The sequence below is a fragment of the Lentzea nigeriaca genome, from assembly GCF_016907955.1.
In the GTDB taxonomy this organism is placed as follows: domain Bacteria; phylum Actinomycetota; class Actinomycetes; order Mycobacteriales; family Pseudonocardiaceae; genus Lentzea; species Lentzea nigeriaca.
The window spans coordinates 43,111-56,148 of sequence record NZ_JAFBCX010000023.1; the positions used below are offsets into that span (position 1 = coordinate 43,111).

At 70.0% G+C, this 13,038-nt stretch carries 14 protein-coding genes; 4 read left to right on the top strand and 10 right to left on the bottom strand.

Going from position 1 to position 13,038, the window contains the following annotated elements:
- Positions 1 to 165: 165 nt before the first annotated feature.
- Positions 166 to 3,009, top strand: a complete 2,844-nt coding sequence (locus JOD27_RS40810; protein ID WP_204767742.1) for a S8 family serine peptidase — start codon at positions 166 to 168, stop codon at positions 3,007 to 3,009.
- A 30-nt stretch (positions 3,010 to 3,039) separates the two neighbouring features.
- The gene (locus JOD27_RS40815; RefSeq protein ID WP_204767743.1) at positions 3,040 to 4,191 is read left to right on the top strand and encodes a metallophosphoesterase; all 1,152 of its coding nucleotides are present in this window, start codon (positions 3,040 to 3,042) and stop codon (positions 4,189 to 4,191) included.
- Here the strand turns inward: JOD27_RS40815 and JOD27_RS40820 are convergent.
- The 6 genes from JOD27_RS40820 to JOD27_RS40845 all read right to left on the bottom strand — a co-directional run bounded on the left by JOD27_RS40820 (position 4,178) and on the right by JOD27_RS40845 (position 7,361).
- Entirely contained in the window at positions 4,178 to 4,708 is a 531-nt protein-coding gene (locus JOD27_RS40820) for a histidine phosphatase family protein (protein ID WP_204767744.1), read from the bottom strand. The genes JOD27_RS40815 and JOD27_RS40820 overlap by 14 nt on opposite strands.
- Positions 4,705 to 5,610, bottom strand: a complete 906-nt coding sequence (locus JOD27_RS40825) for a hypothetical protein (RefSeq protein ID WP_204767745.1) — start codon at positions 5,608 to 5,610, stop codon at positions 4,705 to 4,707. The genes JOD27_RS40820 and JOD27_RS40825 overlap by 4 nt, the downstream gene beginning before the upstream one ends.
- 277 nt (positions 5,611 to 5,887) lie before the next feature.
- Positions 5,888 to 6,211: a DnaJ domain-containing protein gene (locus JOD27_RS40830; RefSeq protein WP_204767746.1), complete on the bottom strand. Its 324-nt coding sequence runs from the start codon at positions 6,209 to 6,211 to the stop codon at positions 5,888 to 5,890.
- 6 nt (positions 6,212 to 6,217) lie between these two features.
- The gene (locus JOD27_RS40835) at positions 6,218 to 6,598 is read right to left on the bottom strand and encodes a hypothetical protein (protein WP_204767747.1); all 381 of its coding nucleotides are present in this window, start codon (positions 6,596 to 6,598) and stop codon (positions 6,218 to 6,220) included.
- Positions 6,595 to 6,780: an Rv3202a family protein gene (locus JOD27_RS40840; protein WP_204767748.1), complete on the bottom strand. Its 186-nt coding sequence runs from the start codon at positions 6,778 to 6,780 to the stop codon at positions 6,595 to 6,597. Before JOD27_RS40840 ends, JOD27_RS40835 begins: the two co-directional genes overlap by 4 nt.
- 251 nt (positions 6,781 to 7,031) lie before the next feature.
- Positions 7,032 to 7,361, bottom strand: coding sequence for a hypothetical protein (locus JOD27_RS40845; RefSeq protein WP_204767749.1), 330 nt, complete (start codon positions 7,359 to 7,361; stop codon positions 7,032 to 7,034).
- Between the two features lie 94 nt (positions 7,362 to 7,455).
- On the opposite strand from JOD27_RS40845, the gene JOD27_RS40850 reads away from it, so the two are divergent.
- Complete coding sequence (locus tag JOD27_RS40850; RefSeq protein ID WP_204767750.1) at positions 7,456 to 7,773, top strand: MerR family transcriptional regulator; 318 nt, start codon at positions 7,456 to 7,458, stop codon at positions 7,771 to 7,773.
- Here JOD27_RS40850 and JOD27_RS40855 read toward each other — a convergent pair.
- Together JOD27_RS40855 and JOD27_RS40860 are read right to left on the bottom strand one after the other, a co-directional pair.
- The gene (locus JOD27_RS40855) at positions 7,730 to 8,617 is read right to left on the bottom strand and encodes a coiled-coil domain-containing protein (RefSeq protein WP_204767751.1); all 888 of its coding nucleotides are present in this window, start codon (positions 8,615 to 8,617) and stop codon (positions 7,730 to 7,732) included. The two genes, JOD27_RS40850 and JOD27_RS40855, sit on opposite strands and share 44 nt — an antisense overlap.
- A 75-nt stretch (positions 8,618 to 8,692) precedes the next feature.
- Positions 8,693 to 9,148, bottom strand: a complete 456-nt coding sequence (locus JOD27_RS40860) for an Hsp20/alpha crystallin family protein (protein ID WP_204767752.1) — start codon at positions 9,146 to 9,148, stop codon at positions 8,693 to 8,695.
- 160 nt (positions 9,149 to 9,308) lie between these two features.
- On the opposite strand from JOD27_RS40860, the gene JOD27_RS40865 reads away from it, so the two are divergent.
- On the top strand, positions 9,309 to 10,415 hold the full coding sequence (locus tag JOD27_RS40865) for a hypothetical protein (RefSeq protein ID WP_204767753.1): 1,107 nt from the start codon (positions 9,309 to 9,311) through the stop codon (positions 10,413 to 10,415).
- On the opposite strand, the gene JOD27_RS40870 is transcribed toward JOD27_RS40865, so the two are convergent.
- Both JOD27_RS40870 and JOD27_RS40875 read right to left on the bottom strand, forming a co-directional pair.
- A complete protein-coding gene (locus tag JOD27_RS40870; protein WP_307830614.1) occupies positions 10,393 to 11,574 on the bottom strand; it encodes an MFS transporter in 1,182 nt (393 codons plus the stop codon). The genes JOD27_RS40865 and JOD27_RS40870 overlap by 23 nt on opposite strands.
- A 61-nt stretch (positions 11,575 to 11,635) precedes the next feature.
- Positions 11,636 to 12,988 (bottom strand): gamma-glutamyltransferase, encoded by a 1,353-nt coding sequence (locus tag JOD27_RS40875; RefSeq protein WP_204767755.1) that lies wholly within the window; start codon positions 12,986 to 12,988, stop codon positions 11,636 to 11,638.
- Between the last annotated feature and the right edge of the window lie 50 nt (positions 12,989 to 13,038).

The following is a 13,038-nucleotide window of genomic DNA, read 5'->3' on the forward strand; positions in this document are numbered from 1 at the left end:
TCCGGCACTTGTTCCGCGACAGCGGCCGCCGGAAGCGTGACCTGCATGAAAACCTTTCGCAGGTCCGCGCTGGCAACGGCCGCGGTCTTGATATCAGGACTCGCGGTCGCCCCCGCGGTTGCCTCTCCAACGCAAAGTGGGGCCGTCCTCATCACCGGAGACCGCGTGAGTGTCGTCACGCGGCCCGGCAAGCCGCCGAACGTCGTCATCGAGCCCGCGCCGGGACGCGAGCGGATGCCGTTCCTGAAGACCGTCGACGACGGCCGCGTATCGGTGATCCCGTTCGACGCACAGCAGCTCGTCGTCAACGGGGTTTTGGACGCGAAGCTGTTCGACGTCGGCACGCCGGCGCGCAAGGTCATCATCCGCTACCTCGGCGGCCGGGAGCTCAGGTCCGCGAAGGTCACCGGCGCCCTGTGGCACGAGATCAACCCGCACGCCCCGAACCAGACAGGCTCGCTGCCCGGCATCGCGAAGATCAGCCCCGACCGGATCCTCAAGCCCCTCGACCACGACAGCGCCGCGCAGATCAAGGCACCGAAGGCGTGGCAGCGCGGCCAGACGGCGAAGGGCGTGCAGGTCGCGGTCCTCGACACCGGCGTGGACGCCGACCACCCCGACCTCAGGGGCCGCATCAAGGCCACCAGGAACTTCACCGACGAGGACGGCGTCACCGACGAGCACGGCCACGGCACGCACGTCGCGGGCATCATCGCAGGCTCTGGACCGGAACCGGGCACGGCACCGGACGCGGATCTGCTGGTCGGCAAGGTCTGCGGGCCGTCCTTCTGCGAGGAGTCCGCGGTCATCGCGGGCATGCGGTGGGCGGCGGAGCAGGGCGCGAAGGTGGTCAACCTGAGCCTCGGCGGTGAGGCGACCGACGGCACCGACGAGCTCAGCCAGGAGCTGAACGCGTTGAGCGTCAAGCACAACACGCTCTTCGTCGTCGCGGCGGGTAACGAAGGGCGTGCGCAGTCGGTCTCCTCCCCCGCGGCGGCGGACGCGGCACTGGCGGTCGCGAGTGTCACGAAGGACAACCAGCTCAGCTACTTCTCCAGCCGCGGCCCGCGCATCGACGGCGCCGTGAAGCCGGAGATCAGCGCGCCCGGTTACGCCATCGCGGCGGCACGGGCCCGAGGCACCGGCATGGGCTATCCGCTGAACGACCGCCACACCCTGGCCAGCGGCACCTCGATGGCCGCCCCGCACGTCACGGGAGCAGCGGCGATCCTGGCCGGCCAGCACCCGGACTGGTCTCCCGCACGCCTCAAGGCCGCCCTCACCGCCACCGCCGACCCGATCAACGCCCCGGTGTTCGACCAGGGCACCGGCGTCGTGAACCTGGACAGGGCAACGAAAACGCAGCTCACCGCCGAACCGGCGACGCTGAAGCTCGGCACCGGCACGATCACCTACCGCAACGACAGCGCCCGGCCGATCACGCTCGCCCTGAGTCTGCCGCGCAACGTCGAGACCGACCGGACCACCGTCGACGTCCCGGCCAAGGGCACCGCGACCGCGACGTTCAAGGCGACCACACCCGGCGCCGGCGACGTGATCACCGCGCGCGGCAACGACACCGTTATCCGCACGGCGATCTCGACACACCAGAAAACCGAAGCCACCGCCCAGATCAAGGTCGGGTCGATCGACCGCACCGGCTCCCAGAACGGCACCGGCGGCTACGGCTTCCTGATCGCGATGGCCAACCACACCGACAAAAAGCTCTACGCGGGCGGCATCGGCAACGGCCGCCCGCTGCAGGGCGAGATCCCGCAGGGCCGCTACACCGTCTACTCGTGGGTCCCGAGCCCGATCGACGGCCGCCCGCCGTGGGAACCGTCGCAAACCCTTGTCAGCAAAGACGTCACGGTCGGACCGGACGGCGCCGAGGTCATCCTCGACGCCAGGCCGGGCCGCCGGGTCGAGGCCACCGTCAACGGCAGGAAGGGCACCGGTCTCGTCGGCACCAGCCTCGGCACACCGAACGGGTCGGCGTTCGCGAGCCAGGGCGACGAGGTCTACGCGGTTCCTGGCGGCGCGGAGGGCATGATCTACACGGCGGTGCAGTTCGTCAGGAACGTGCCGGGCAGCTCGACCTGCGGTGGCACGGAAAGCCCGTGCGCGATCGCGGTCAGCGAGGAAAACGCGATCACCGCAACGTTCCCTGACGTCCACGACGCCGACCTCGCCATCTCCACGGCCACGATCACGGCACCGGAAGGCACCGGTGAGTGGATCACGTTCGCCGAGCACCCCCTGTCGACACCACCACCCGGCGACAGCGCGAAACCCGTCCGGTTCCCCGGCAAGCACACGACCTACCACCACTCGACGGGTGACATCGAGTGGTGGGCCGCCCAGGTGCGGGACCAGGCCGTGCTGCAGGCCCGGACCTGGCGCGGGTACACGAACGGCCGCGACTACGAGGAGAGGTGGGGTCACGGCGTCCGAGGCCCGTCCGTCATGTCGACCACGCACAGCCGCAACGGCAACATGATCACCGCGAACCTCGCGCTGCTGTCCGACTTCACGCCCGGCCACTACGGCATCGCGGGCGACTCAGGCGTCGAAGGCATCACCGAACTGCGCCGTGACGGCAACCTCGTCGACGGCATGGCACACGCGGACGGCGGTGTCTTCCAGGTGCCGCCGTCGAAAGCCGGGTACCGCCTCGAAGCCAGGACGGCCGAGATCAAGGCCACCTGGGAGTTCGAGTCGGAGCAGGGCACCGGCCCGCTGCCCCTCACGGCGGTCCGGTTCGGGGACCGCGACGGCGGCACCGTCCCGTTCCGGCTCGACAGGACCACGACCGCCGGTCGAACCAGGAAGCTCACCGTGGACGTGTCCTACGACGACGGCAGGACGTGGCAGCCGGGCTCGTACGTCCTGTTCGGCGACCGCGGAGTTCTGCTGAAAGTGAAACCCGGCCCGGTTTCCCTCAAAACACGTGTGACCGACGTCTACGGCAACTCGGGCGAGCAAACCCTCGACCGCGCGTTGACATAGATTGGAAATGACAACTCGGGAGGACGCGCGATGACGACCACGGTGACCCGGCCCCGCATCACGGTACGGCGCGTGGTCTTCACGCTCGTCCTCCTGACGGTCACGACGCTGCTGTTCTGGGTGCCGTTCGAGGGCCTGTTCGCGGCGAGCGCCGAGTGGCCTGCCCCGGTCCGCCCGATCGCCGCGATCGTGTTCATCGCGGCGGCCGTCAGCATGATCGTCCTGTTCACCCAGCGGAACTCGGACCGGGCCGCGCGGATCTCCCAGTTCCTGCTCGGCTTCGTCTGGATCGCGTTCGTCTGGACGTTGATCACCGACGTCCTGCGGCTCGCGCTGGCGCTGGGCGGTGTCGAGAACCCGTTCCGCTCCCGCCTGATCGCGGTCGTGCTCGCCGGGCTCATCGTCACCGTGACGATCTACGGCGTCTACGAGGCCATGCGCGTGCCGCGGATCAAGCGCCAGGACGTCACGATCCCGCGCCTCGACCCGGCGTTCGACGGCCTGACCGTCGCGGTCATCACCGACACCCACTACGGCGCGATCAACCGCGCGAAGTGGTCGCGCGAAATGGTCGAGGCCGTCAACGGGCTCAACGCCGACGTCGCCGTGCACGTCGGCGACATCGCGGACGGCACCGCCGAGCAACGGCTGGAGCAGGCCACCCCGCTCGGCGACGTGAACACGCCGCACCGCTTCTACATCACCGGCAACCACGAGTACTACTCGAACGCGCAGGGCTGGATCGACCTGATGACCCGCCTGGGCTGGAAGGCGCTGCACAACGAGCACGTGGCGCTGGAGCGCGACGGGGCCCGCCTGGTGTTCGCGGGCATCGACGACATCACCGCCGACCACTCCGGCGAACCGGGCCACGCCGCCGACCTGGCGCTGGCGTTGCGCGGCACCGGCAGCGACCCGGTCGTGCTGCTCGCCCACCAGCCGTCGGAGATCCGCAAGGCCGTCGAGGCGGGCGTGGACCTGCAGCTGTCCGGGCACACGCACGGCGGCCAGATCTGGCCGTTCCACTACCTGGTGCGGCTGCAGCAGCCGGTGGTCGCCGGCCTGAGCAGGCACAGCGACCGCACCCAGCTCTACACCAGCCGCGGCGCCGGTTTCTGGGGCCCGCCGATGCGCGTCTTCGCGCCGAGCGAGATCACGCTGCTGACGCTCAAAGCGAGCTGAGATGTCCACTGTCGTTGAACCTGATCAACGCCGGTGACTTGCCCGTCGTGTAGCGGATGACGGTCAGCGCCGCGTTGTCGTGGTTCAGCGACAACCACCGCTCGGGCGGGGCGTCCAGCGCATCGCGCACCAGCCAGCTGATCAGGAACGAGTGCGTCACCACCAGCACCGGACCGTCGCCCGGCCGCGCGAACCGCGTCTCGGCCTCGTGCGCCAGCGCCGGGCCGCGGGTGCGCTCGGACTCGGGGAACTGGTCGAAGAACTCGTCGTGGTCGGGGACGAAGTGCGGCACGTAGTCGTCGGCGGCGGCCTCGACGCGGCAGGGCACCCGCAGGACGTCGGCGATGATGGACGCGGTTTCGGCGGCACGCGGTAGCGGGCCGTGGTGCACCGCCGCGAAACCGATGCCGCGCAACCGTTCCGCGAGCAGCTCGGACTGCCTGCGGCCGCGTGCGGTCAGCCTCGTCTCGTCCTTCGTCGCCTCGCCGTGCCGGACCAGATGAAGATCTCGAGTCACGCCGTGCAGTCTGCCTTGACCGCACTCGCGGCGTGATGGGCGTAGGTAGGTCCGGAGTTGTTCCAGTCCTGACCTCGGGTGAGGAGCTGCACCGTCAGGTTTCCGCTGGACTTGAACCTGCCGACGCTGACCCACTGGCCGCGCTTCTCGACCTGCTTGATCGCGAACGACGCCGCCGGGGTGCCGCCGACGCCGTTGCGGTCGTAGACGTAGTACACGGTCGGGTTACCCCCGACCTCTTCCAGGTTGCCGTTCGGGATGTGCACCGAGACGTCGCACGTGCCGGACACCGAGAACGTCCACTGCGCGTAGGCGGAGGGGTCGTCGCGCCGCGCGTCACCGGACATCGGGACCGACACGAACGTCGAGCCGCACTTGCCGTCACCGTGGTCGACCCAGCCCTTGCGGCCGTCGCGGTAGGAGCCGACGTTGGTGTAGCCGCCGCAGCCGGGCCCCATGGTCAGCGACTTGGCACCGCTGGGCGCCCGGTTGTTGTTCTCGACGGGTGGTGGCGCGGGCTGGGTCGTGGGGATCAGACCGAGAGCGGAGGAAGCGAGCGTCGGGTCCATGCCGGCCGATGACGACTGCTCCGGCAGTTCCTCCGGTGGTGTGATCAGGCCGGGAACGTAGCTCTGCGAAGGCTGCGCGGGGTCCGTCGCGGCGTCGTCCGCCCCACCGCCGAACGTCAGGATCGCCACTCCCGCGAGGGCCAGGAGTGCCGTCACGGCGGCGATGAGCGCGACGCGAGGTCTGAGCAGACGGCCCGGCGGCTTCTCCTCCGGCACCGCCCGTTCGCCGGCGGCGGCCCAGCGTTCGCGGCCCCTGGCGCGGGCAGCCTCCATCAACGCGGGGTCCGGCGCGAGGTGACGCTCGGTCGGTTCGTCGGGGAACTGGGTCGGCACGGAGCGCAGTGTGCCAGGGACAGACGGCCACCCGAACGTGTGGCTCTTTCACGAACGTGTTGTTTGCCCTCAACTAACCGCACGCTGTGTAGGCCGCTGCGCCATTTTGTCTACGTTCCGTCACAACGACCGGCGCAGCGAACCGTTGAAAACTGACTCGTGAGTCAAGCTAAATACCGCGCCGCACCTGCGCACACCTGTCCGACAGGTGGGAAAATCCGGATCTTGTCCCGGTTTCCTGGTCACGGTCGTGACACACCTGCAGAACGCCTTGGTCTCACGGCGTTTCCGGGTGGTTGCGCACAGGGCCCACCCGGATGTCCGGCCGCTCACGGCGAGGGCTGCGAACGCGGACAGGGATCGGGACTCCGCTCCGCGCCGGCGGGGTCTCGGCGTCGTGGCGGAAGGTGTCGCGCAGTTGGGCGTGTGCGGCCACGACCTGGGCCAGCCGTGCCGGGTCGGCCGGCTCCGCGTGGGTGTCCGGGTGGAGGGCGAGGAGCAGAGCCCGGTAAGCCGCGCGGATCTGGGCCGGGGAGGCGTCGCGCGGCACCCCGAGCACCCGGTAGGGGTCCGGTGATGAGGGGTTCCGGTGCGCGGCCACGTCTGCTCACTTCCCCGGCCGGGTGGGCAGAGGCCGCGCGTCGAGGTGGCTCAGGGAGGCGTAGGCCTCGCGGCAGGACTGCTGTGCGCTGTCCAGGGCGTGACGCAGGTCGGCCCAGCCGCGGCAGGCGTGTGCCAGGTGCTGGGCTGGCTCGACGGGGTCGTCGGAGTGCAGTTCGTGCCGTTGTGGGCACTCGCCGGTGTAGGCAGCCAGCGCGGTGGTGAGATCGCTGAGCGCACCCAGCAGGTGGATGAGTCGCCAGGAGTCGGCGCGCGCCGTGGCGAGATCGGGCGCGCCGCAGGGGTCGGCGTACTCGAAGGCGGCGTGGTGAGCGGCGAGCGTGGCCTGCTCCAGCACCGCGACCAAGCCTGGTTCGCCCCGGCTCATGCCCGGACTCCCGCGGGGTCCGGTTCGTCGTCGGGCAGCGGCACGACACGGCGCTGGTCGGCGACGTCGGCGGGGTCGGCCTCGCGATCCGACACACCGTCGAGGTCGATCTCGTCGACTTCCGGCCAGGCGGAACGCAACTGGTCGGCCACGTCGTTCCACGGCTTGCCCAGGTCGATCATGAGGGTTCCCCCTTTCGCGGCACAACCCGATGCCCGCCACGGCGTCCGGTGGCCGTGGCGGGCGTGATCGGACTCAACTCGGAGATCTGCAGAAGCGCATCGTCTCTGGCACGGTCCGGTCGCCCCTTGTAGCGTCACGAGACGCAGACCGGTTGTCGCATCGAGGCGTGAACCGGCGTGAAGCTGGGCGAACAGCTACGACAGTCGAGCCGTGCCCTACCGCTATCACCTCCTGCGTGGCGTTCGAGGTGTCAGGTCCGAGGGTCGACCGCGGCGTACACCGGGCGCGGAGGAGAGCGCTCCCGCGCGCCCACTCTTCGTGCTGTCCCGGCCAAGTCACCGGACTCGCGGCCGGACGGTGTCGCCGTCGGAATCGGTGCCGGGTGGCGAGGATGCTTGCGTGGATGCCGCGGGTGCCGTCGAAGCGGCGGGGCGGACGACGACTCGAGGAAGTTCGCTGCCACGATCGCGTCGAACTCCGCCCGCACCCAGTCGAGATCGGCCGCGACCACGTCCGCGAACACCGGCACGCCGCCGCGATCAACGTGTGGGACCACGTTCTCGCCGACCATCTCGATCACTCCCGGGCAACTGTCACCTGGTCACTGACCGACACTTTTCTTATAGCGCGCACTGTAGATTGTGTCAAGCATCTGATGTAGATAGCCTCCGGTTGTGCCCCTCGACGACCTCGACGACGCGGACTATCCGGCGTACACCACCGGGCAGGCCGCGGACTTGCTCGGTGTGCAGCAGGCGTTCCTGCGGAGCCTGGACACCGCCGACCTGCTGCGCCCGCAGCGCTCCGACGGCGGGCACCGCCGCTACAGCCGCCGCCAGCTCGAACTGGCCGGCCGGATCCGCGTCCTGTTCGACGAGGGCCACACGCTCGCCGCGACGGCCCGCATCATCGGGCTGGAGGACGAGCTCGCCGCCGCCCACGACCAGATCACCGAGCTGCGCCGGCAACTGGGACCAGGTCAGCCGCACTGACGCCACTTCTGCCGTGATCATGGTGGATCACCTCCATCTTCACGACGGCTTCCTCGGGCAACGGTTGCAGCAGGGGCTCCATGTCGGCCAGGAGTGCTTGTGCGGCACGGAGTTCCTCGGCGATGTGCTCGCGTTGGCGGCGCAGCAGGTCCACGCGCTGCTCGGCGTCGGCGACGATGCGGTGCGCGTGCTCGGTGGCCTCCTGGACGATCTGGTCGGCACGGGCCTTGGCGGAGCGCTGCTGGTCCGCCAGCGCGCGCATCGCCTCGGCGCGGCGTTGTGTCATGGCCTGTTCGAAGTCCGCCTCGATCTGCCCGCGGATCTGCGCGGCCTGGTCGTCGAGTTCACGGCGGCGCCGTTCTGCCTGCCGGGTCATCGTCTCGACCTGGGCGTGGGCGCGGTCCATCAGCTCGCGGTGCTCGGCCTCCGCGTCCGCACGCCGCCGGTCGAGCTCGGCCACGAGGTGCTCGGCGCGCCCGCGCAACCGGTCGGCGGCCCGGTGGGCGTTCGCCCAGTCCTGCTCGGCGGCGATCCGGGCGCGGGTGGTGATCTCCTCGGCTTCGGCGTGGGCGAGTTCGACCATGCGGCGCAGCCGTTCGGTGAGCGCGCCGGGATCGATCGGGGTGCGGCTGATCCGGTCGACGCGTGCCCGCAGCCCGGCGTTCTCCGCGCGGGCGGCTTCCAGCTGCCGCGCAAGGGACTCCGCGCGGGCGAGGGCGGCGTCCCTGTCGGCGGTGAGCACCTCCAGCTCACCTTCCACCGCGTGCACGTAGTGCTGGACCTGATCGTGGTCGTAGCCGCGCCAGCGCACGTCGAAGTCGGTTCGCAGCGGCAACAACTCCACTTCCCCCTGCTCCTTCCGGGTACGACAGCGCCGCCGACCGCGGTCCGGGTGGACCGTGATCGGCGGCGACGGGTGCTACTTGCCGTTGATGGCGATGCGACGCGGCTTGGCCGCCTCGGTCTTGGGCACGCGGACGGTCAGCACGCCGTCGGCGAGATCGGCGTGGATCTTGTCGGCGTCGACGTCCTGCGGCAGCGTCACCCGGTAGGAGAACTGCCCGACACGTCGGGTGCGGTGGCGGAACAGCCCCTGCCGTTCCCTCTCCTTGACCTCACCGCTGATCGACAGCTCGGTGCCGGCCAGGTCGACCGCGATGTCGTCACGCTTGACGCCCGGCAGCTCGACCTCCACCAGGTAGGCATCCCCGGTCTCGGTCACGTCGGCCAGCGGCGCCCAGGCGCGCACGCTCTCACCGACGGTGCCGGCGACCGACTCCATCCACCTGCCCAGCTGACCGTAGAGGTCCTCGAACTCGCGGAACGGGTCCCAGCGGCCCAGCGGGGCCGACGATCGCACAGCAGGCAGTGCCATGACTTTCACCTCCATGAGAGTCACACGAACACTCACCTGGAACGACGAAGTTGAGCCTGTCTTTGTTCCCGAACCTGAGCCGGAAGGACTCAACCGTTGGTGTGAAACGCGCCGCGACAGAGCACGCATCGGCAAGGCGGCGCGGGTTAGGGTGCCCGCCATGTCAGGTAGACAGGTGGTCGTGCTGCTGGCCGTCCTCACGGCGGGCTGCGGCACGACGATCCCCGGAAGCCCAGTCGCCGCACCGTTACCCGCGGCGTCGTCGTCGCAGACCGTGACCGTCGTGACGACGACGCCACCTCCGAGCAGCAGCAGCGCCGCACCAAAGACGCCCGCTCCCCCTTCACCGCCACCTCCCGCGAAGTTCGGCAATCCGGACGGTTCCGCCGCCGTACCGGGAGAAGCCGCCGCCGAGGACACCTCCAAGCCCACCCGCGTGATCGGCACCGGCACACCCGCGAGCTGCACGTCGCAGGCCGTGGTCGACGCGGTCGCCGCCGGTGGCGTCATCACGTTCGACTGCGGGCCGAACCCGCACACGGTTCCCCTGGCCGCGACCGCGAAGGTCCGTGCGAGAACCGTCATCGACGGCGGCGGCCGGATCACCTTGAGCGGCCAGGGACAGCGCCGGGTGATCGACCAGAACGGGCCGAGGCTGGTGGTCCAGAACATCACCCTCGCCGACGGCAACTCGACCGGCGACACGGCCGACGGCGGTGGCGGCGGCGCGATCATGGTGCGCGGAGGTCAGCTCAAGGTCGTGAACTCCCGCTTCGCCAACAACAAGTGCGATGCCAACGGTCCCGACCTCGGTGGTGCCGCGATCCGCGTGACCGACTGGGCCGACAAGGCACCGGTCTACGTCACCAGCAGCACGTTCGAGGGCGGTGTGTGCGCCAACGGCGGTGCGTTGAGCAGCATCGGCGCGTCGTGGGTGGTGCTCAACAGCCTGATGAGGGGCAACAAGGCCATCGGCCGCGGCGCCAACCCGGCGCGCGCGGGCACGCCGGGCGGCGGCAGCGGTGGCGCGATCTACAACGACGGCAACACCTTCACGCTGCGGATCGCGGGCTCGCTGGTCGAGGACAACCACGCCAACGAGGGCGGTGGCGCGGTGTTCTTCGTCAGCAACGACAACTCCGGCTCGATGTCGGTGGAGGGCTCCACGGTGCGCCGCAACCCGAGCGAGGGGTTCGAGACGATCAAGGGGATCTTCTACCTCGGCGTGGGAGAGAAGCCGAAGGTCACCGCCTCGACGATCCAGTGACCCTGCCCGCCACGAGCAGCAGGGTCAGCCCGAGCGCGACCATCGACAGGCTGAACCCGTAGATCCAGCGGAACCCCAGCTGCGCGGCGAGACCGGTCAGCGCGCCCGCGATCATGCCGCCGACGATCTGGGTGTTGCTGAACATCGTCGAGGCGTGGCCGGGACGGCCGGGGTCGAGGCTCTGGAAGTAGGTGATGCCCACACCCATCACGAGCGAGATGACGGTGGCGTGCAGCAGCTGCGCGGCCAGCACCTGCCAGACGGAGTCGGTCAGCAGCATCAGGCCGTGATAGCTCAGGCCGATCACCGCGCCCATGACCACGAGTTTGTACTGGGACATGCGGTTCGCCAGCGACCCGAACCACAGGATCATCGGGATCTCCAGCGCGGCGCACAGGCCCATCGCGAGCCCGGCGTCTCCCGCCGTGCCGTGCAGTTCGGTCGTGACGAACAACGGCAGACCGCCGACCGCCAGGCCGACCGAGCCCTGCAGGAACACGAACCCCGCGGCGACGACCGCCATCCCGGCCCGCGTCGGACCCGCTGCCTCCTCCTCGGCCTGCGTCTCCGGTTCGGCCACGGGAACCGGCAGCGTCAGGGCCAGCACCGCGACACCGAGCTGCAGCAGCGCCGTGGCCGTGAAGAGCCCGACCCACCCGGTCTTGGCGACCATCAGCGCGGCCAGCGGCGGACCGGCGACCCAGGCGACGGAGAGCAGCGTGCGCAGGACGCTGACCATCATCGACGGGCCCCGCGACGCCGCGCGTCCGTAGGCGAAGATCTGCGGCAGCAACGACGACGTCATCGCGACGAAGACCACGGCCGCGCCCAGCAGGAGCCAGTAGTCGCGCAGCACGGCGAACAGGCCGTAGCCGATCGCGCCGGCGGTACCGCCCGCCGCGAGCAGGAACCGGCGTTGCACCCGGCCGTCCGACAGCTTGCCCATGATCGTGCTGGCGACCACGGACGCGAGCGGGCTCGCGATCAGGAACGCGCTCAGCTGCACCGGCGTGACCTTGACCTCGGAGGTCAGGAACAGCGAGTGGAACGGCATCGCGAACGCCATCGAAACGCCGGACACGACGCTGATGACGGAGAGTTGGAGGAATGTTCGGGAAAGGAGCGGCGAGGAGGTTCTCTCGCTTAGTGCCGTCACCACGCCATCGTGCGTGCTGACTCGTGAATCAGGAAAACTGGTTTCCCATTATGCGGGCAATGTCTCACACAATGACGACGGCACCGTCGCGACGGTGATCTCCACCACCCCTGAGCAGGCCGGACCCGGTCATCTCGACGACCTGGCAGCCGCCGAAGAACATGTTCGGAGCACGGAAACAGGTCACCGGGAGTTCGCTTTCCGGTCTGATTCCCGGTTCGACGAGGAGGTGGTCTCCACCGAGGTGCAGCCGGGGCGCGTCGACGGCGTCCTGGGCTGGCATGCCGCGGTCGAGGACGTTCACGAGCACCTGCAGGATCGCGCCGCAGATCCGGCTCGACCCCGCGCTGCCGAGCACGAGCTCGGCGCCGCCGTCGTTGGTCACGACGGTCGGGGACATCATCGACGGCAGCCGGTCGCCGGGCGCGTGGCTGAAGAACCCGTCGGGCGACAGGTCCTCCTCGCCCATCATGTTGTTCAGGTGCACTCCCGCGATCGAGATGCCGGAGCCCGCGCCGTTCGTCGTCGTGACCGAGCACGCGGTGCCGTCGGCGTCGAGCACCGAGATGTGCGTGGTGGAGCCGAGGCGGTTCAGGTGCGTCTTCGGGGCGGCCATCGCGCGGATGAGGTCTCGTTGGGACGGGTTGTCCGGCAACGCTTCCAGCATCTGCGTGAGCAGTGCGCCGCCCGCGGCGGGTGGTGCGTTCGTGTAGATGTCACGGCCGCGGTGGCGCACGTGCAGCGGTTCGCGCGGGACGACGTCGTAGGCGGCGAGGTCCGCGCGGCCGAGGTCACCACCCGCAGCGGTGATCGTGTCGGCGATCGCGGCCGCGATGTCACCGGTGTAGAACGGGGCCGCGCCGTCCTGGCCGAGCCGGTCGAGGGCTTCGGCGAGCTCGGGCTGGACGAGCAGCTCGCCCTCCTCGAAGGCGGTGAGGCCCGCGCTGCGGGCGAGCGGCAGCAGCAGCGAGGTGACGTAGGCCTGGTACCGGTTGACGCGGTGGCCTTCACGGGCGTGCTTCGCCGCCGCCATCACGAGTTCGTCGAGCGGCGCACGGCCGTAGGTGGCGGCTTTCGCGGCGCCGGCGGGCATCCCGTAGGCGGCGACGGACGACGGTCCGACGTGGAACTCCTGCTCGGCGTCACCGAAGTGGACGGTGATGGGGTCGAGCGGCGCCCGCGCGCCCGAGGCCTCGCGGCCTGGTGCCTCCGCCGAGAAGTCCAGCAGCACAGGGGTTTCACCGGCCGGGGCGATGAGCATGTACCCGGCGGCGCCGAGGCCCGTCAGCAACGGCTCGGTGACGCACGACGTCAGCATCGCGGCAACGGCCGCGTCGACGGCGTTCCCTCCGGCGCGCAGCATCGCCGCGCCCGCCTGTGCGGTGAGCGGGTGGCCCGCCGCGATCGCGCCTCGCACCGTCGACCTCCATGAAGGGAAGGCAATCAACGGTAGACCTGTCAGCGATC

Coding starts and splice junctions, on each gene's coding strand:
- JOD27_RS40815 (WP_204767743.1), top strand. CDS start 3,040: ATGACGACCACGGTGACCCGGCCCCGCATCACGGTACGGCGCGTGGTC.
- JOD27_RS40835 (WP_204767747.1), bottom strand. CDS start 6,598: ATGAGCCGGGGCGAACCAGGCTTGGTCGCGGTGCTGGAGCAGGCCACG.
- JOD27_RS40840 (WP_204767748.1), bottom strand. CDS start 6,780: ATGATCGACCTGGGCAAGCCGTGGAACGACGTGGCCGACCAGTTGCGT.
- JOD27_RS40860 (WP_204767752.1), bottom strand. CDS start 9,148: ATGGCACTGCCTGCTGTGCGATCGTCGGCCCCGCTGGGCCGCTGGGAC.
- JOD27_RS40865 (WP_204767753.1), top strand. CDS start 9,309: ATGTCAGGTAGACAGGTGGTCGTGCTGCTGGCCGTCCTCACGGCGGGC.